This window comes from Flavobacterium sp. LC2016-01, from assembly GCF_009711135.1.
Lineage (GTDB): Bacteria > Bacteroidota > Bacteroidia > Flavobacteriales > Flavobacteriaceae > Flavobacterium.
The window spans coordinates 730,940-748,535 of record NZ_WMIC01000001.1; the positions used below are offsets into that span (position 1 = coordinate 730,940).

Genomic DNA, 17,596 nt, shown 5'->3' on the forward strand with positions numbered 1-17,596 from the left:
TATGCCTTAAAAAAACAACAAATATAAGGAGGAGTTGCAATGTACAGCTGGATTAGCTTCTAATTTTAATTACTAAGCAATTCGGTTTCATATTTATAATAATCGAACATTTTCCTTTGCTATAAAGGATAATTTTAATCTAAAGATAAATGAAAGTTCAAGTTTGTTAAAAATGAAGCGTTTTTACCGACTTACTTTTTCGAATGTAACTTTGAATGATGTTTTTGACGTCGCGATTGTGCTGCATTGGCGTCAGGATGTTTTTTAGGATTTCGATGTTAGTAATCTGGTAATTAAGGTCGTAATATGCGTAACCTTTATAGATTCCATTTTCAATCAAAACAGCGCTTCGTTCATTAATATTTCGGCCTCTGTCGATCAAAATCATGCTTTTATTTTCAAAACTGTTTTCAGAAATGAACTGTTGGACTCTCAAATTATAAATTTCTGGAGTGATTTCACCAATACAGGCCCCGTCGCACTCTTTTATTTTATATTGAAAACACTCTTTTTTAGTTTGATATAAGCCTGTAAGTTTTTGGCACAAATGATATTTTGCAGTGAATTTGAAAAGCGCATTTTTACCTTCCTGCAAAGAAGCAAAAGAGGTTATTTCTTTTTTTCGTCCGTCTGCTTTTTCAAGTTTTAAGTTCAAATATCCTTGAGCATCTTTTTCGGCATATAAGGCGTATTGAAAAATTGTTTTTCGCTGTGCTCGATTGTAGCGTGGGCGATTAATTTTTATTTCTTCACTTTCTTTTAAAAGCGCTATTAATTCGCTTCCGGTTTCATCATAAGTAATGGTGAAAACTTCGGCTTGGATTTTTTTGCTTTTTGTTGTAATTCCGGTAAAATGCTGATTGATTCTTTTTTTTATATTTTGACTTTTGCCAATATAAATTAAAGTGCCACTTTCATTATAAATATAATAAACACCCGTTTTTGCAGGCATTTGACTAATTAGATCAAGAAATTTTGGTGCAATTCCTTTTTCGACTTCGAGTTTTATAAAATCTTTTACGATTGTTTTTTCGACATCTTTTTCTAAAAGCATTTTAAAAAGCTTTGTCGTTGCCATGGCATCTCCGCTCGCGCGATGTCTGTCGGCCATTGGGATTCCAAGTGCTCGAACTAATTTTCCTAAACTATAGGAAGGCTGTTCCGGAATTAATTTTTTGGCTAATTCAACTGTACAGAGTGTTTTGGCTTCAAAATCATAACCTAGACGTCTGAATTCTGTACGAAGAATTCTGTAGTCAAAAGAGGCATTATGAGCGACAATAACGCAGTCTGAAGTGATTTCGATGATGCGTTTGGCGACTTCAAAAAACTTTGGAGCAGACTGTAACATAGCATTATTGATTCCGGTCAACTTTACAACGAAAGGCTGAATCGGAATTTCGGGATTAACAAGACTGATGAATTGGTCAACTACTTCATGTCCATCAAATTTGTAGATGGCGATTTCAGTAATTCCTTCTTCATTAAATTGTCCTCCAGTGGTTTCTATGTCTAATATCGCGTACAAATTCAGTAATCAGTGTTCAGTTTTTAGTAATCAGTTTTTTGTAGAGATGCACAACTGTACATCTTATGATTTTGGTTCTTTAAAATTATCTTCCTCCAAAAATGCTGCTTCCAATGCGGACCATTGTGCTGCCGCATTCAATTGCTAATTGATAATCTCCGGACATTCCCATTGATATTGTGTTCAGTTCGCAGTTTTCAGTTTTCAGTGTTTGAATAGAATCAAAAATAGATTTTAAATGCGTAAATTCTTTTTTAATCTGGTTTTGATTTTCTGTGAAAGTTGCCATTCCCATTAAACCTAAGATACGAATATTTTTTAACTCTTTAAACTCTACAGAAGTTAAAAGTTCGTTTAATTCGTTTTCGTCCAAACCAAATTTAGATTCCTCTTCTGCAATATATATTTGAAGAAGACAATCTATTGTTCGATTGTTTTTTAGAGCTTGTTTATTGATTTCCTGCAGTAATTTTAAACTGTCAACACCATGAATCAAACTCACAAATGGTGCCATAAATTTTACTTTATTCGACTGAACATGACCAATCATATGCCATTGAATGTCTTTTGGCATTTGTTCCCATTTCTCCGTCATTTCCTGAATTTTGTTTTCTCCGAAAATACGCTGTCCGGCTTCGTAGGCTTGTAATAAGTCTGAAACTGGTTTTGTTTTTGAAACGGCAACAAGCGTTACGTGTTCAGGTAAACTTTCTTTTATTGTATTTAAATTCGATTGAATCGACATGGTATTTATTTTTTATAAAAACTGCTTCGAGATTTTCTCTGCTTTTTTACTTTCGCTGTAATCATAAAAACCTTCACCAGATTTCACACCCAGTTTTCCGGCTCTAACCATATTGACTAATAGTGGGCAAGGAGCATATTTTGGGTTTTTGAAACCTTCATACATTACGTTTAGGATTGCCAAACAAACATCAAGACCAATAAAATCGGCCAATTGAAGCGGTCCCATTGGGTGTCCCATTCCTAATTTCATTACCGTGTCAATTTCATAAACGCCGGCAACTTTATTATATAACGTTTCGATTGCTTCGTTTAGCATTGGCATTAAAATTCTGTTGGCCACAAAGCCTGGATAATCATTTACTTCAACAGGAACTTTACCTAGTTTTTCAGATAAATCCATGATGATTTTGGTTACTTCATCGCTGGTATTGTATCCGCGGATAATTTCTACCAATTTCATAATCGGCACCGGATTCATAAAATGCATTCCGATTACGCGTTCAGGATGTGCTACTACAGATCCGATTTGTGTAATTGAAATAGAAGAAGTATTTGTTGCTAAGATCGTATTATGAGAACAAGCTTCGTTTAATTGTTTGAAAATATTCAGTTTCAATTCGACATTTTCAGTTGCAGCTTCCACTACTAAATCAGCGCCAACAACTCCGTCTTTAATATCAGTATAGGTAATAATATTGGTAATTGTTTTTGCAACATCTTCTTGAGTAATTGTTCCTTTAGACAACATTCTGTCTAAATTGGCAGCAATAGTTGCCATTCCTTTGTCTAATGATTTTTCTGAAACATCTATTAGTTTTACGATAAAACCGCTTTGTGCAAATGTATGAGCAATTCCGTTGCCCATTGTTCCTGCACCAATTACTGCTATTGTTTTCATTTTACTTTTTTGGTATTATATTTTACGATTTAGCCACGAATTCACTTCATTATCGTGAATTTCGTGGCTAATTTTATTTTTAAAATTCTTAAAATTATTTATTGAAACAATCAATAATTTGATAAGCCACACGCAATGCATCTGTCGCCTGCTCAAGTGTTACAACCGGAGTCGTATCTGTATTAATTGCATTTGCAAAAGATTCTAATTCATCAAGAATGGCATTGTTTTGCTCTACATCTGGATTGGTGAAATAGATTTGTTTTTTTACACCTTCGGCATTTTGAAGAATCATATCAAAATCTCCTGGAACTTCAGGAGCATCTTTCATACGAACTACTTCGCATTTTTTTTCTAGAAAATCAACTGAAATATAAGCATCTCTTTGAAAAAAACGTGTTTTACGCATGTTTTTCATCGAAATTCGGCTGGCAGTTAAATTAGCAACACATCCATTTTCGAATTCAATTCGGGCATTCGCAATATCCGGCGTGTCGCTGATTACAGAAACGCCGCTCGCATTTATATTTTTTACTTTTGAATTGACAACACTTAAAATAGCATCAATGTCATGAATCATTAAATCTAAAACTACAGGTACATCTGTACCACGCGGATTAAATTCGGCCAAACGATGCGTTTCAATAAACATCGGATTTTCGATCATGTTTTTTGTAGCAATAAAAGCAGGATTAAAACGCTCCACATGGCCAACTTGGCCTTTTACATTGTATTCTTTGGCTAAAGCAATGATTTCTTCAGCTTCTTCAACAGTGTTTGCAATTGGTTTTTCAATAAAGATATGTTTTCCTGATTTGATTGCAACTTTTGCACATTTGTAGTGTGAAAGTGTTGGAGTAACAATGTCAATCACGTCTACGGCGTGAATAAGTTTTGCAATTGTGCTGAAGTTTTTATAGCCAAATTCTTTTGAAATTCTTTCGGCATTTTCTTGATTTTCGTCGTAAAATCCAACTAATTCGTATTTGTCAGATTGTTGTAATAAGCGTAAATGTATTTTACCAAGATGACCAGCACCTAAAACTCCTACTTTTAACATGAGAATGTATTTTAAACAAAAATATAATTTATTTGTTGAACGGGAAAATGAATGCAGTAAAGATTTAGCGATTTGATAATTTAAATCAATCTTACTTGTCTGTTTTTTTTACTAATAAAAATCTCTGTTGAACATAGTGAGGTAAACAACTAAAACTATTCCGAATGAGATTGCTAAAAATTGTGTATATTGATTTTCAATTTTATGATCTGTTTTTTTATTGATAACATAGGTATCTGAATAGTCGTCGTGTAAATTTTTTCCAAGCAGAAATGAGAAACTTTCAAAAGGAACAAAACGCAGTAACGTTCGTTTTAAAATCATCTGAAAGCTTGGTGGATTTCCTTCTTCATCTGTTATATAACATGATGTTATAAATTTTGCAGGTGTAGTTTTAAAAACAGATTCAAATAATAGATAATATATAAATTTAAAGGTCCAATAGAATGCAATACCCGCAAATTGATCACCAAAAGCGCTTTTAAAATAATTGTAATAAGTGGTTACACCATCCATTCTATCCGCATATTTGATATAACCAAAAACAATTGCGAGTATAATGAAAGAATCAATGAATAAATTTAAAAAACGCTTTGTATTCGATGCGTTTTCAAGTTTGTTTTCGGTTAATTGAATATCATCTTCAATTCCATTAGAATTTAGCTCTTTGGTTATAAATTGATAGGACATGAAAATGTACAATAGTGTTATTGCGATATAGAAAACAGTATAAAAATTTAATTTTTCAAAATTAAAAAAAAGAATAAAAGAGCCTGTTTTTAGTATAGAACCTAAAAACACTAAACCGTAATTGAAAGCTAAGAGTTTGGTTTCTTTGTATTTTGAAAAATAATAGATAAAAGTACCAGAAAGGAAAGTTAGAAAAAAAGACAAATTTAGAAGTTCCATGGAAACTCTGCCGCCTTCAATGCCATGAATTGGGTGTCTTGGGATATAGATGGTCATTCCTGCATAATCATATGCCTGAATATCGAATAGTATAAAATTTAAAAATTCCGTTATATCTTCAAAATTATAAAAAACAAAAATAAAGGATCTTATAATCCCCATTAATGAAAAAAATAAAGATAAGGCAAGTATAGTTTTCTTCATAAAATATTAGAATTCATTTGAGTTAGCATATAAATCAAAAATAGAAATTAAATGATTAAAAAGTACTTGAAAATTGATAATTTGTTTTCTTATTTTTGCCAAAATAAAACCAACCCATTTTGAAAGATACTGCAAAACATCAAGGACTTCGTAATCAATTAGTAACAACTTTAGAACAAAAAGGAATTACTGACAGAGCCGTTCTGGATGCGATAAAAAAAATCCCGAGACACCTTTTTCTAAATTCAAGTTTTGAAGATTTTGCGTATCAGGACAAAGCGTTTCCTATTGGAGCTGGTCAGACTATTTCACAGCCTTATACAGTTGCTTTTCAATCGCAATTACTTGAAGTTAAGAAAGATCACAAAGTTTTAGAGATTGGAACGGGCTCGGGTTATCAGACAGCTGTTTTATTTATGCTAGGCGCAAAAGTATATACTGTGGAAAGACAAAATGAATTGTTTAAAACCACATCCAATTTATTTCCAAAATTAAATATTCGTCCAAAACATGTCACTTTTGGTGATGGATATAAAGGATTGCCAAATTTTGCTCCCTTTGACAGTATTATTGTTACGGCGGGCGCACCATTTATTCCACAACCTTTAATGGCACAGTTAAAAATAGGAGGAAGACTTGTTATTCCGTTAGGAGAAGATGTTCAGATTATGACTTTGTTAATCCGAAAAAATGAAACTCAATTTGAAAAACATGAGTTTGGAGAATTTAGATTCGTTCCTTTGTTAGAAGATAAAAATTAGTAAAGAAAGTCCAGTTTTAAGCTGGACTTTTTTATTGCGTAAGAATTGAGATATATCGTTCTAAACTTTCTTTTTGTGTTTGAGCAATAAAAAGCAGAAAATCTTCTTTATCTTTTTTGATCTGTGCAGTTTCGAGAGATTGATAATAACGCATTCGGTTTTCGTAATCACCCTTTATGTTGGCAATTAAATAACCTTTTTGCATCAAAATTAAATTCATAATTAGTCTTGAGGTTCTTCCATTTCCATCAATAAAAGGATGAATTGTAACCAATCTTTCATGCATTTCGGTAGCCAGTATAACAGGGTGAAGTTTGTTTTTGTTGATTTCGTACCACGTAAAATATTCTTCCATTTCCTGTTGAACTAACAAAGGTTGTGGAGGCATGTGAGTACTTCCCTGAATCATAACTTGAACTTTTCGGTAACGTCCTGCATCTTCAGGAATTATTCCTCTGAGAATTAAATTATGAATGGATAAGAGGTCACGCTCGTTTAATGAATTGTTTTTACTCATCAAATCTTTAATAAAACCAATTGCTTCCTGATGATTAATTGCTTCTAGATGTTCACGCATGCTTTTTCCAGAAATTGTCAAACCTTCATTTATTACCATGTCAGTTTCACGCAGGGTCATAGTATTTCCTTCAATTCTATTGCTTTCAAATGTATATTCAAGTTCTAAAGCTTGCTTAATTTTAAAGCTATCAAATTGTCTGTAAGTGTCTAATTTTTCTTTTAGAGAATCAATTTCTTTTAAGATTTTTTCTAAAGAAGTAGATAGTTTAAGACTTGATACCGTTTTATTGTATTTAATTTCATCCTCAGCAATTTTTAAAGCCTTCAAAGCAAACTCATCATCGCCAATCTCATTAAGAATTTTCTCCTTTAGCCAAGCAACCATTAAAGTTTCATAATCAATTTCTAAAAGTTGAGATAATTTAATAACTTGATCTCTAGTAGGTTTTCTTGTTCCTGATTCAAATTTACTAATTAGCGCCTGATCTATTTCCGCCAATTGTGCCAATTCACGAGTTTTTAAACCTTTTTGTTCTCTAGCATTTTTTAAAAGTGATTTCATTTTTGATGAAAATTATGGTCTTGACAAAATTAGTCATTTATTTAATCAGAAAAAAAGCAACAATTTAAATGTTGCTCTCGTCAGTTTTATTTTGGAGGCAAAGAGCCGTCTTTTCTCATTTCTTTGACAACGGCCTGCATAATTGCATCAACTGTTTGCCCTAGATCTGTCACATATTGCGATTCTGTAGTTCCTGTCCAGATTAATTTGTTTTGTTTTAATGAAAAAATATTGGTTTCAACCATGTAGGATGTTGTTTCCTGATAATATCCTGGATCATAAAAATTTGGGGAATACATGCCATACCAATTCCCGAAACCATATCCGTACATTCCCGTATACATTCCGTCAAAACCGCCGTAATACATTCCTGTGTATGTTCCGGGTACATAATTAGTTTCTTTTTCTTTGCTTACTAAACGCATTGTGACAACACCGTCAAAGTTTTCATCTTGCAGGATTTTTAGTTTTTGCTCCTGCGTTAATTGTGTGGTAGCAGTTAAATATTGATATGAAGTTTTGAATACAGGATTGCTTGCTGCAATTCTGTTTTCTGTAATTCTTCTTGAAGCTTCATCTTTGACCAAAGCTACAACTAAAACTTTTTTAAATTGTTCCTGAGCAACGGTGACATCAGGATCTCTCCAGCTGTTTACAATTGAAGTATTACTGCCGCAACTAGAAAGGGACAGTATAGTAATTAACAAGATTAGATACTTTTTCATATTTTACGGTTATATTGTTTGTAGTAAAAATAACGATAAAATATTTATAAACTGATCATTTTCAGAAAATTAAAGTCCTGTTTGTTAATTATAAGCTTTTTTAATTCGGTCTAAATCACGTTTTGTATCCTGCTCTTTTAAAGATTCACGTTTATCGTAGTTCTTCTTTCCTTTACAAAGTCCAATTTGAAGTTTTGCTAATCCTTTTTCGTTCGTAAATAATTTTAATGGAACGATAGTAAGTCCTTTTGCCTGTACACTTTTATGAAGTGTTTTTAATTCCTTTTTATTTAAAAGCAATTTTCTTTCACTTCTGGATTTATGATTGAATTGATTACCAAAAGAATATTCTTCAATATAAGTGTTGATGGCAAAAAGTTCCATACCGCTAAATTCGCAAAAACTCTCCGTAATATTTGCTTTTCCTAAGCGTATTGATTTGATTTCAGTACCTGTCAAAACAATTCCGGCACTGTAGGTATCGATTATTTCATAATCAAATCGAGCTCTTTTATTTAGTATATTAACTGATTTTATCATAACTGCAAATGTAAAACAAAATTGAAAAATTTTAATGCGATCTAAGATAATTAAACATTTTTTTTAATCTATGATTTTAATCAGTTTTAAAGAAAAAGCTTAGGATTATTTTTGTTAAATAATTCTAAACAAACTTAAAAAATGAAAAAATTTTTAACATTCGTAAGTATCGCTTTAATTGGATTATCAGTAAAAGCGCAAGATTCAAGTCAAGGTTTAAAAGGAGCATGGTTTGCAACATCGCAATTTGGTTATCAGCAGACCAAAACGGGTGATGTAAAAAATACTACTTTATCAGTTTTACCAATCGTTGGAACATTTGTTACGCCATCTGTCGCGGTTGGAGGTGCAGTTGGTTATATCAACATTAAATCAGATTCAAATGCAGGAACAGCTGCAAAAACAGATCTAATTGTGGTTGAACCATTGGCAAGAAAATATTGGAATGTTGCAGGCTCGTTATATTTCTTTGGACAATTAGCTTTGCCAGTTATTACGGGAAAAGAGAAAGAAAGTGAATTAAAAGTAAATCAAGTAGGATTAGCGCTTTCAGGAGGATTTGATTATTTTGTTACGAAGAATTTCTCTGTTGAGTTTTCTTATGATTTAGCTAATTTTACCTCTACAACACTTGATCCAAAAGTTGGAGAGAAAACAACTGTAACTAATTTTGCTTTAGCTCATGCTGCAAATGTTGATTCATTTTATACAGGTGCTTTAGGTGGTAGTCATCCAAATTTGACTTCTCCAATTTCAGTTGGATTTAAATTCTTATTCTAATATTCATTATTTGATTAATGTCGAATTCTATTTTGTAATTTTGCAAAAAAAGAAAGACCGTACTTTTTTACAGTACGGTCTTTTTGATATAATTTAAAAAGTGATAAAATGGAAAACAAATCAAAAGATCCTTTACACGGAATAACACTTCAAAAAATTGTCGAAACTTTAGTCGATTATTATGGTTTTGACACTCTGGGAGAATTAATACCAATTAAATGTTTTATTTCGACTCCTAGCATAAAATCATCACTTACTTTTTTAAGAAAAACAGATTGGGCCCGTAAAAAAGTGGAAGAACTTTATATTAAGTCAATTCCTAAATTTAGTTGATAGCTATAACTTATAAGAAATCATAACGCCTCCGCGGTATGGAAGCCATTCACCACTTTTATTCCAGTTTTCTGCCTTGTCATATCTTCCGGGAGTTCCATCATTATAATATCCATGATAGAAACCTTGATGCCATCCGCCACCTGCAAAAACATCTAATAAAAATTTGTCGCTTAATTTAATATTATATCCTACGGTAACTCCTAATCGATAACCAAAACCATGTTCGTACTTTGGACTACCCCAGTATCCCCATTTTTGAATTTGATAAAAATCAGGACCAGCATGGCCTCCAACATACAATCCATTGTATTTTTCTTTAAAATGATAACGAATTTCAGGAGTAAAAGTATAAAATTCCATTGGGTTGTGGCCGTTGAACGACTTCCAGAAAGATGCCATAACATCAAAGCTAAAAGTTGTTTTTTCTCCAATGCTGGTTTCAATACCAACATTTGGAATGGCTAGAAGTGCCGTAGCACCATTAAATTTAATAAAAGTTTGACTGTGTGATTGAATTGAAAAGAAGATTATGGCTAATAAAAATATTTTTTTCATAAAGATGTTTTTAGAACGAAATAGTTAAAAGTGGCTAATTTCGCGTGCAAATATAGTGCATTAACATACTTTTCGTCTTAATAATATTTGTTTTAACAAATGTTGATTTCTTGTTAAAAGTTAACGAATGTCTATTTTTCTAATAATGAGTATATTACCTTGTCTAGAAAACGACCTTCATAAAATTCTGATTCTTTAAAATGAGCTTCTTTAACAAATCCGCATTTTTGCAGTACTTTTTCGGAAGCAAAGTTTTCAGGGTCTATAACAGCTTCTATGGAGTGCAGTTTCAAATCTTTAAACCCGTAAGTGATCAATCTATTGACGGCTTCTGGTATAATTCCTTTTCCGTGAAATTCAGGTAAAAGCATATAGCCAATTTCTGCGCGGTAATTTTCAGGCTGTAGTCTGTAATAACCTATAATCCCGAGAAGTCTTGGATTATCTTTTAAAGTAATTGCCCAATTGATGCCAATGTTATTGTCAATATTTTTATTGATTACGTCAATGTGAGCTAAAGCATCTTCATTGTTTTTAGCTAATGGACGCGGAATATATTTCATGGTCTCTGGATTCGAACGCAATTCGAAAACTTCATTGACATCATCGTTTGTCATTCTTCTCAATAATAAACGTTCTGTTTCGATTATTGGAAACGGATGAAAGTTAAATTCTAACATTTTATAAAATTTTAAGACTAAATTGAGAATAAAAAGTTTGATCGGCCTCTAAAATCAAAATTCCTTCTTTTTCAAATAGATTCCCTGAATTATTAGAAGTATCAGAATATCCAAACCATGGTTCAATACAAACAAAATGAGCTTGGTCTTTGGTCCAAATACCTAAACTCGGAAAATCTTCAAAATCAACTTCTAAATAGGGTTTTGAGTTTTCAAGTATGGTGAGTGAATTTGATTCTAAAGTTTTAAAAACCAAGGCATCATTTTCAAAAAGCTTGTAATTTAAGGGAACTACATTATTTGTAGTCTTCAAAGTTTCGGTTTTATTTGAAATCAGATCATTTTCTAAAAGATTGAATTTCAACGATTCTTCTTTTTCGAACTTAAATGAATAGCTTTCAAAACTTTCAGGAAGTGCAATCGCTGGATGCGCTCCAATTGAAAATGGCATTTTTTCATCATTCTTATTAATTACAATATATTCAATATTTAAAGATGTGCCTTCTATCGTGTAAATAAGCTGCAATTCAAATTCAAAAGGATATTTTTTCAAAGTTTCTTCGTTCGATTCTAAAGAAAATACCGCACTGTTTCCTGTTTTTTCAATCAATTGAAATTCCATATCTCTTGCAAAACCATGTCTTGGCAATTGATATTCTTTTCCATTAACTTCATAAGTGTTATTCTTTAAAGTGCCTACAATTGGGAAAAGAATAGGAGAGTGTTTTCCCCAGAAATTTGGATTTCCTTCCCAAATATATTCTTTGCTATCATTGTTTTTTAAAGAAGATAATTCTGCTCCGGCATGTTTGATTGAAGCAGTAAGTATTGAGTTTGATATAGTTGTAGTCAAAATTGTAAAATTAAACGAGTTGATTTTAATGCTGATGTAAAGATATTTGAATAAATTTTATTTTTTCAGGAAAATCGTTCAATTTATTTTATTGATAAAATTTTGCTAAAATTAAATTTAAGCTTGGATATTTCTCTGTAAATAGCTTTTTTTTTCATTAATTTGCTACATAAACAGCTAAAAAATATGAAAAAGCAATCTTCAAAAGCCATTTTAACCGCGGCTTTATTTTTTGGAATTTCTTTTGCATGGGCACAGCAGACGCCGCCAGCGCAAACAGCAAATCCAGTAAACAATTATAATTATCATGATGCCTTTGCTCCGCACTTTTACACAAAAAACGGAACTGCCACAAGAACTGCAAGCGGTCAGCCGGGCGCAGAATATTGGCAAAATAGAGCCGATTACCAAATCACTGCTAAATTAAATGCGAACACAAATGAAATTGTCGGCACAGACGAAATTACATATACAAATAATAGTCCAGACAAACTTGGGTTTCTTTGGTTGAATTTAGATCAGAATTTATTCAAAGAGGATTCTAGAGGAAATGCGGTTGTGCCTTTAATAGGAAGCCGTAACGGTGCTCAGGGGCAGGTTTTTGATGGAGGAAATAAGATTAAATCTGTAAAAGTTATTTCTGGTGGAAAAACTAAAACAGAAGTGAACGCAAAGTTTATTGTTACAGATACCAGAATGCAGATTTTTCTTCCGCAAGAATTAGCAGCAAAGGGAGCTTCAGTAAAAATTAAAATCGAATTCTCTTTCATTGCACCTTTTGAAGGATCTGACAGAATGGGAGTTTTAGAAACTAAAAACGGAAAAATCTTCACTATTGCACAATGGTACCCGCGTATGTGTGTGTACGATGATGTGCGCGGATGGAATACAGCGCCATATTTAGGAGCTTCTGAGTTTTATTTAGAATATGGAGATTTTGATGTAAAACTTACTGTTCCTGGAAATCATTATGTAGTGGCTTCTGGAGAATTGTTAAATGGTCAGGAAGTATTTTCTGCTGAACAATTAAAAAGATACAAAGATGCTTCTCAAAGTGATAAAACAGTTATGATTCGTACTGCTGATGAAGTGAATGCTACAGCAAATACAAATGCAGGAACTGAGAAAACTTGGCATTACAAAATCAAAAACGCTCGTGATTTTTCTTGGGCATCATCACCAGCTTTTATTTTAGATGGAGCAAAAATCAACTTGCCAAGCGGCAAAAAAGCTTTGGCACTGTCAGCTTATCCTATTGAAAGTAACGGAAATGACGCATACGGACGTTCAAGTGAGTATGTAAAAGGAGCAATTGAGCATTATTCAAAACAATGGTTTGAATATCCTTATCCGGTTGCTACAAATGTGGCAGGAAACGAAGGCGGAATGGAATATCCTGGAATTGTTTTTTGTGGATGGAAATCTAAAAAAGCTGATTTATGGGGAGTTACAGATCACGAATTCGGGCATATCTGGTTTCCTATGATTGTAGGTTCGAACGAGAGATTATTTGCATGGATGGATGAAGGGTTTAATACATTTATCAATTCATTAAGTACAGCGACATTTAATAATGGCGAATACAAAGAGCCAGCAACAGATTTACACGAAGAAGCTGAATCATTCACACGTCCTGATCTTGAAACTATTATGAGTTCTCCTGATAATATGAAGGAAGCAAATATTGGTATGCTGTGTTATTTTAAACCAAGTGCAGGTCTGATTCTTTTAAGAGAGCAGGTTTTAGGAAAAGAACGTTTTGATACTGCTTTTAGAACTTATGTTGAGCGCTGGGCTTACAAACATCCAACTCCAGATGACTTTTTCAGATCAATGGAAAATGTGGCTGGAGAAGATTTAAGCTGGTTCTGGAGAAGCTGGTATGTGAACAACTGGCGTTTTGACCAAGGTGTGAATTCAATTAAATACGTGAAAAATGACCCTGCAAAAGGTGTTGTAATCACAGTTGAAAATTTCGATAAAATGCCAATGCCAATTGTTTTAGATGTTAAAACAAAAAGTGGTAAAGTGACTAGAGTTAATTTGCCTGTTGAAATTTGGCAGCGTAACAATGACTGGTCTTTCAAACACAATTCTACTGAAGAAATCGAAAGTATTACTTTAGATCCTGATCATGCTTTCCCAGATAATAACGAGTCAAATAATGTTTGGACTGCTGGAAAAGGAAAAATTGAAAAAGATGTAATTTTAGATGGTTATTTGGGAACATATGCTGCTACAAAAACATCTTTGACAGTTGAATTTACAGAAAAAAATGGTGTTCTAAATGCTGAATTAACAAACTATCCAAAATTCTCTGTTAAAGCTGTTGCTGGAGAAAATGATACATTTGAATCAAAAAGAGCAGGAGTTAAGTTCAAATTCAATGAAGCCAAGACTGCCGTAGATATGATTATATCTGATGGAAAAGTAATTCCGTTTGCTAAAAAGTAAAAGGTAAAGTTGTAAATAATTTAAAAACCCGATAGTCATGTTTGATTATCGGGTTTTCTTTTTTGTTTCAGGTTTCAAGTTTACTTTACCGGATTTTAAATCTTAGAATCTTAGCAACTTAGAATCTTACTATCTTCAAAAAATAACATTACATTAAAAAAATGTTAGAATTTTAATTTTTTGTTTTGTAAATAAAAAAAAGATGTACTTTTGCACCGATGAATAAAATAAGTTTACATACAACTTCTTTGTCACGGACAAACTCACCTAGTACTTCTCCCGAAGTACGGATACTATCTATATAGTATTCACTGAGTTTTATAGCCGTATATTTATTCATATCCATTTTTCATTTTGAAATCACATAATTTGTCCATTGGACAAACATATCCTAAAAGTATTTATTATTTTGTAGATTTTTTAAATCAATCTTTTGATTTTGAGAATGTTACTTCTATTTTGCTTAATTTTATTGGATTCAATTCTGGATTTCAAACTAAACAATATGCTTTAATTTTTAACTCTAACTTCAATTATTGAAATGAAGATCTCTATTGTTGTTACCCAGGAAGAACACTTCAAATTCGCACAAGAAATCTGCGATACGATAGAATCATCTGCCTTGTTGAGAGGTACGGGGATTGCTAAAAGAACTCCTGAGTACATTCAGAAAAAAATGTCGAATGGTGATGCAATGATTGCTCTGGCAGACGGTAAATTTGCAGGTTTTTGTTATATCGAAAGCTGGCAGCACGGAAAATTCGTGGCACATTCGGGGTTAATTGTACATCCTGACTACAGAAGTTTAGGCTTGGCAAAAAAGATAAAATCAAAAGTTTTTGATTACTCATTACAGAGATATCCAGATGCAAAAATATTTGGAATTACAACTGGTTTGGCTGTAATGAAAATTAACTCTGATTTAGGTTATAAACCGGTTCCTTTCTCTGAACTTACAACCGACCCAAGTTTCTGGGCTGGCTGTAAAACTTGTACTAACTTCCCTATTTTACAAAGCAAAGAAAACAAAATGTGTCTTTGTACCGGAATGTTATACGATCCAAAAGAAAAACAAAAAACACCGCCTAGACATCCTTTTAACGAGGCTGTTTTAAGCAGACTTAAAAAAATTAAACAGGCTTTATTTTTAAATAAATTATTGTCGTTTGTTTTTTTATTCAAAATTTAATTAAAAAGAAATCTCAAACTGCTACATACGAAAGTATTAGCCAAAATTATAAAAAATGAAAAAAGTAGTATTAGCTTATAGCGGAGGATTAGATACCTCGTATTGTTTGAAATATTTAAAAAATGAAAAAGGATACGAAGTTCACACCGTACTAGTAGATACAGGAGGATTCGACGCAGAAGAATTAGCAGCTATTGAAAAAAGAGCTTACGAGTTAGGAAGTGCACAACATGCTAACCTTACCATCGTAGATAAATATTATGATAAAGCGATAAAATATTTGATTTTCGGTAATGTATTAAAAAACAATACTTATCCGTTATCAGTGAGTGCAGAACGTGTTTTTCAGGCTATTGAAGCTATCAAATATGCTAAAAAAGTAGGAGCAAGCGCTATTGCACACGGAAGTACGGGTGCAGGAAATGACCAAATTCGTTTTGATTTGATTTTCCAAACCATCGCTCCGGAAATCGAAATTATTACACCAATTAGAGATTTAAAACTTTCAAGACAAGAAGAAGTGGATTACTTGGCTCAAAACGGAGTTCACTATTCTTGGGAAAAAGCACAATATTCTATCAATAAAGGACTTTGGGGAACCAGCGTTGGAGGAAAAGAAACTTTAACTTCAAGCCAGCCGTTGCCAAGTGAAGCATATCCTTCGCAATTGAAAAAAGAAGGTGAAGAAAAAGTGACTTTACATTTTGAACAAGGGGAATTAGTTGCATTAAATGGTAAAAAAGATGCTCCTGAAAAAAATATTGTAAAACTTGAAAAACTAGCAAATGCTTACGCAATTGGTAGAGATATTCACGTTGGAGATACGATTATCGGAATTAAAGGAAGAGTTGGTTTTGAAGCGGCTGCTCCATTAATTATCATCAAAGCGCACCATTTATTAGAGAAACATACGCTTGGAAAATGGCAGCAATACTGGAAAGAGCAATTAGGGAACTGGTACGGGATGCTATTCCACGAAGGTCAATTCTTAGATCCGGTTATGAGAAATATTGAAACTTTCCTGCAAGACACACAAAAAACAGTAAACGGAACTGTTACAGTTTCTTTAAAACCATATCATTTCTCACTTGACGGAATCGAATCTAAAAACGATTTGATGAACACTGGTTTTGGTCAATACGGAGAAATGAACAATGCCTGGACGTCTGACGATGCAAAAGGATTTATTAAGATTTTAGGAAATGCACAAAACATATTTTCATCTGTAAATCATTTAGATCATGATTAATGTCGGAATAATTGGTGGTTCGGGCTACACGGCCGGAGAACTCATCAGAATTTTAATGTTTCACCCAAAAGTAAACATCGATTTTGTTTACAGTACAACAAACGCTGGGAAACCACTTTCTGTGGCGCATCAAGATTTGATGGGTGATATCGAAATGAATTTTACTGATGAAATAAATCCTGACGTAAATGTTGTTTTCTTGTGTTTAGGCCACGGAAAATCAATTTCATTTTTGAAAGAAAATCAATTTGCAAGTCATACTAAAATCATTGATTTAGGAAATGATTTCAGATTGAATAAAGACGCTCATTTTGAAGGAAAAGATTTTATTTACGGTTTGCCTGAATTGAATAAAGCGGACATTAAAAAAGCAAATTATATTGCAAATCCAGGTTGTTTTGCTACGGCTATTCAATTGGCTTTGTTGCCTTTAGCTAAAAATAATCTGTTGAATAATGATGTTCACATCAATGCTACAACAGGAAGTACAGGAGCAGGCGTAAGTCTTTCTGAAACTTCTCATTTTAGCTGGAGAAACAACAATATGTCGCATTATAAAGCTTTTGAACACCAGCATTTAGGTGAAATCTCAGAAAGTTTGGTGCAATTACAGGACGATTTTGAAAGTGAATTGCTTTTTATTCCGAATAGAGGTGATTTTCCAAGAGGAATTTTTGCGACTTTATACACACTTTCTGATGATAGTTTGGAGCAATTGGTTGCTAAATATGAAGATTTCTACAAAAACGAACCTTTCGTAACTGTAACCACAACAAACATCAACATGAAGCAAGTGGTGCAAACGAACAAATGTATCATTAGTTTATTAAAAAAAGGAAACCGGGTTTTGATAACATCAATTATAGATAACTTAACCAAAGGTGCTTCGGGACAAGCGATTCAAAACATGAATTTAATGTTCGGATTAGAAGAAACCACAGGTTTACATTTGAAACCAAGCGGATTTTAATAATGGTTTCAAGTTTCATGTTTCAAGTTCCACGTTCTGTACGTAACTTGAAACTTGAAACCTGAAACAAAATAAAC

The 17,596-nt window shown here is 32.8% G+C and carries 19 protein-coding genes; 7 read left to right on the top strand and 12 right to left on the bottom strand.

The genetic code is table 11. The features are described from left to right. Positions 1-166: 166 nt before the first annotated feature. From GKZ88_RS03275 to GKZ88_RS03295, 5 genes are all read right to left on the bottom strand, one after another. A complete protein-coding gene (locus GKZ88_RS03275; protein ID WP_155100963.1) occupies positions 167-1,528 on the bottom strand; it encodes an exonuclease domain-containing protein in 1,362 nt (453 codons plus the stop codon). Positions 1,529-1,613: 85 nt separating this feature from the next. After that, positions 1,614-2,273 (bottom strand): YggS family pyridoxal phosphate-dependent enzyme, encoded by a 660-nt coding sequence (locus tag GKZ88_RS03280; protein ID WP_155100964.1) that lies wholly within the window; start codon positions 2,271-2,273, stop codon positions 1,614-1,616. Positions 2,274-2,285: 12 nt separating this feature from the next. Beyond that, complete coding sequence (locus GKZ88_RS03285) at positions 2,286-3,173, bottom strand: 3-hydroxyacyl-CoA dehydrogenase NAD-binding domain-containing protein (RefSeq protein WP_155100965.1); 888 nt, start codon at positions 3,171-3,173, stop codon at positions 2,286-2,288. A 94-nt stretch (positions 3,174-3,267) separates the two neighbouring features. Next, the gene (locus GKZ88_RS03290; protein WP_155100966.1) at positions 3,268-4,233 is read right to left on the bottom strand and encodes a Gfo/Idh/MocA family oxidoreductase; all 966 of its coding nucleotides are present in this window, start codon (positions 4,231-4,233) and stop codon (positions 3,268-3,270) included. Positions 4,234-4,344: 111 nt separating this feature from the next. Then, the gene (locus tag GKZ88_RS03295) at positions 4,345-5,346 is read right to left on the bottom strand and encodes an RDD family protein (RefSeq protein WP_155100967.1); all 1,002 of its coding nucleotides are present in this window, start codon (positions 5,344-5,346) and stop codon (positions 4,345-4,347) included. 119 nt (positions 5,347-5,465) lie between these two features. Here GKZ88_RS03295 and GKZ88_RS03300 point away from each other — a divergent pair, with 119 nt between their 5' ends. Beyond that, the gene (locus GKZ88_RS03300) at positions 5,466-6,107 is read left to right on the top strand and encodes a protein-L-isoaspartate(D-aspartate) O-methyltransferase (RefSeq protein WP_115886796.1); all 642 of its coding nucleotides are present in this window, start codon (positions 5,466-5,468) and stop codon (positions 6,105-6,107) included. 31 nt (positions 6,108-6,138) lie between these two features. Here the strand turns inward: GKZ88_RS03300 and GKZ88_RS03305 are convergent, their stop codons facing one another. From GKZ88_RS03305 to smpB, 3 genes are all read right to left on the bottom strand, one after another. Further along, entirely contained in the window at positions 6,139-7,188 is a 1,050-nt protein-coding gene (locus GKZ88_RS03305) for a Fic family protein (RefSeq protein ID WP_155100968.1), read from the bottom strand. Between the two features lie 86 nt (positions 7,189-7,274). Next, positions 7,275-7,913, bottom strand: coding sequence for a hypothetical protein (locus GKZ88_RS03310; RefSeq protein WP_155100969.1), 639 nt, complete (start codon positions 7,911-7,913; stop codon positions 7,275-7,277). An 84-nt stretch (positions 7,914-7,997) separates the two neighbouring features. Next, positions 7,998-8,453: an SsrA-binding protein SmpB gene (gene smpB, locus GKZ88_RS03315; RefSeq protein ID WP_155100970.1), complete on the bottom strand. Its 456-nt coding sequence runs from the start codon at positions 8,451-8,453 to the stop codon at positions 7,998-8,000. Between the two features lie 141 nt (positions 8,454-8,594). On the opposite strand from smpB, the gene GKZ88_RS03320 reads away from it, so the two are divergent. Continuing rightward, the gene (locus GKZ88_RS03320; protein ID WP_155100971.1) at positions 8,595-9,233 is read left to right on the top strand and encodes a hypothetical protein; all 639 of its coding nucleotides are present in this window, start codon (positions 8,595-8,597) and stop codon (positions 9,231-9,233) included. Between the two features lie 108 nt (positions 9,234-9,341). Continuing rightward, positions 9,342-9,566 (top strand): VF530 family protein, encoded by a 225-nt coding sequence (locus GKZ88_RS03325; protein WP_155100972.1) that lies wholly within the window; start codon positions 9,342-9,344, stop codon positions 9,564-9,566. Positions 9,567-9,569: 3 nt separating this feature from the next. Here GKZ88_RS03325 and GKZ88_RS03330 read toward each other — a convergent pair whose 3' ends face one another. From GKZ88_RS03330 to GKZ88_RS03340, 3 genes are all read right to left on the bottom strand, one after another. Then, on the bottom strand, positions 9,570-10,124 hold the full coding sequence (locus GKZ88_RS03330; RefSeq protein WP_155100973.1) for a DUF3575 domain-containing protein: 555 nt from the start codon (positions 10,122-10,124) through the stop codon (positions 9,570-9,572). Positions 10,125-10,255: 131 nt separating this feature from the next. Next, complete coding sequence (locus GKZ88_RS03335; RefSeq protein ID WP_155100974.1) at positions 10,256-10,804, bottom strand: GNAT family N-acetyltransferase; 549 nt, start codon at positions 10,802-10,804, stop codon at positions 10,256-10,258. 1 nt (position 10,805) lies between these two features. Then, on the bottom strand, positions 10,806-11,657 hold the full coding sequence (locus GKZ88_RS03340; RefSeq protein ID WP_155100975.1) for an aldose 1-epimerase family protein: 852 nt from the start codon (positions 11,655-11,657) through the stop codon (positions 10,806-10,808). A 186-nt stretch (positions 11,658-11,843) separates the two neighbouring features. Here GKZ88_RS03340 and GKZ88_RS03345 point away from each other — a divergent pair, with 186 nt between their 5' ends. Beyond that, the gene (locus GKZ88_RS03345; protein WP_155100976.1) at positions 11,844-14,111 is read left to right on the top strand and encodes a M1 family metallopeptidase; all 2,268 of its coding nucleotides are present in this window, start codon (positions 11,844-11,846) and stop codon (positions 14,109-14,111) included. 172 nt (positions 14,112-14,283) lie between these two features. On the opposite strand, the gene GKZ88_RS03350 is transcribed toward GKZ88_RS03345, so the two are convergent. Next, entirely contained in the window at positions 14,284-14,451 is a 168-nt protein-coding gene (locus GKZ88_RS03350; RefSeq protein ID WP_155100977.1) for a hypothetical protein, read from the bottom strand. Between the two features lie 201 nt (positions 14,452-14,652). Between GKZ88_RS03350 and GKZ88_RS03355 the strand changes: the two genes are divergently transcribed. Genes GKZ88_RS03355 through argC form a run of 3 tightly spaced genes read left to right on the top strand, consistent with a single transcriptional unit; the run spans position 14,653 to position 17,519 of the window. Next, positions 14,653-15,300 (top strand): GNAT family N-acetyltransferase, encoded by a 648-nt coding sequence (locus GKZ88_RS03355; RefSeq protein WP_035644879.1) that lies wholly within the window; start codon positions 14,653-14,655, stop codon positions 15,298-15,300. Positions 15,301-15,355: 55 nt separating this feature from the next. Next, complete coding sequence (locus GKZ88_RS03360) at positions 15,356-16,549, top strand: argininosuccinate synthase domain-containing protein (protein WP_155100978.1); 1,194 nt, start codon at positions 15,356-15,358, stop codon at positions 16,547-16,549. After that, complete coding sequence (gene argC / locus GKZ88_RS03365) at positions 16,542-17,519, top strand: N-acetyl-gamma-glutamyl-phosphate reductase (RefSeq protein WP_155100979.1); 978 nt, start codon at positions 16,542-16,544, stop codon at positions 17,517-17,519. The genes GKZ88_RS03360 and argC overlap by 8 nt, the downstream gene beginning before the upstream one ends. Positions 17,520-17,596: the final 77 nt, after the last annotated feature.

Coding starts and splice junctions, on each gene's coding strand:
- GKZ88_RS03310 (WP_155100969.1), bottom strand. CDS start 7,913: ATGAAAAAGTATCTAATCTTGTTAATTACTATACTGTCCCTTTCTAGT.
- GKZ88_RS03305 (WP_155100968.1), bottom strand. CDS start 7,188: ATGAAATCACTTTTAAAAAATGCTAGAGAACAAAAAGGTTTAAAAACT.
- GKZ88_RS03360 (WP_155100978.1), top strand. CDS start 15,356: ATGAAAAAAGTAGTATTAGCTTATAGCGGAGGATTAGATACCTCGTAT.
- GKZ88_RS03280 (WP_155100964.1), bottom strand. CDS start 2,273: ATGTCGATTCAATCGAATTTAAATACAATAAAAGAAAGTTTACCTGAA.
- GKZ88_RS03295 (WP_155100967.1), bottom strand. CDS start 5,346: ATGAAGAAAACTATACTTGCCTTATCTTTATTTTTTTCATTAATGGGG.
- argC (WP_155100979.1), top strand. CDS start 16,542: ATGATTAATGTCGGAATAATTGGTGGTTCGGGCTACACGGCCGGAGAA.
- GKZ88_RS03290 (WP_155100966.1), bottom strand. CDS start 4,233: ATGTTAAAAGTAGGAGTTTTAGGTGCTGGTCATCTTGGTAAAATACAT.
- GKZ88_RS03355 (WP_035644879.1), top strand. CDS start 14,653: ATGAAGATCTCTATTGTTGTTACCCAGGAAGAACACTTCAAATTCGCA.
- GKZ88_RS03285 (WP_155100965.1), bottom strand. CDS start 3,173: ATGAAAACAATAGCAGTAATTGGTGCAGGAACAATGGGCAACGGAATT.
- GKZ88_RS03320 (WP_155100971.1), top strand. CDS start 8,595: ATGAAAAAATTTTTAACATTCGTAAGTATCGCTTTAATTGGATTATCA.
- GKZ88_RS03345 (WP_155100976.1), top strand. CDS start 11,844: ATGAAAAAGCAATCTTCAAAAGCCATTTTAACCGCGGCTTTATTTTTT.
- GKZ88_RS03350 (WP_155100977.1), bottom strand. CDS start 14,451: ATGAATAAATATACGGCTATAAAACTCAGTGAATACTATATAGATAGT.
- GKZ88_RS03325 (WP_155100972.1), top strand. CDS start 9,342: ATGGAAAACAAATCAAAAGATCCTTTACACGGAATAACACTTCAAAAA.
- smpB (WP_155100970.1), bottom strand. CDS start 8,453: ATGATAAAATCAGTTAATATACTAAATAAAAGAGCTCGATTTGATTAT.
- GKZ88_RS03335 (WP_155100974.1), bottom strand. CDS start 10,804: ATGTTAGAATTTAACTTTCATCCGTTTCCAATAATCGAAACAGAACGT.
- GKZ88_RS03330 (WP_155100973.1), bottom strand. CDS start 10,124: ATGAAAAAAATATTTTTATTAGCCATAATCTTCTTTTCAATTCAATCA.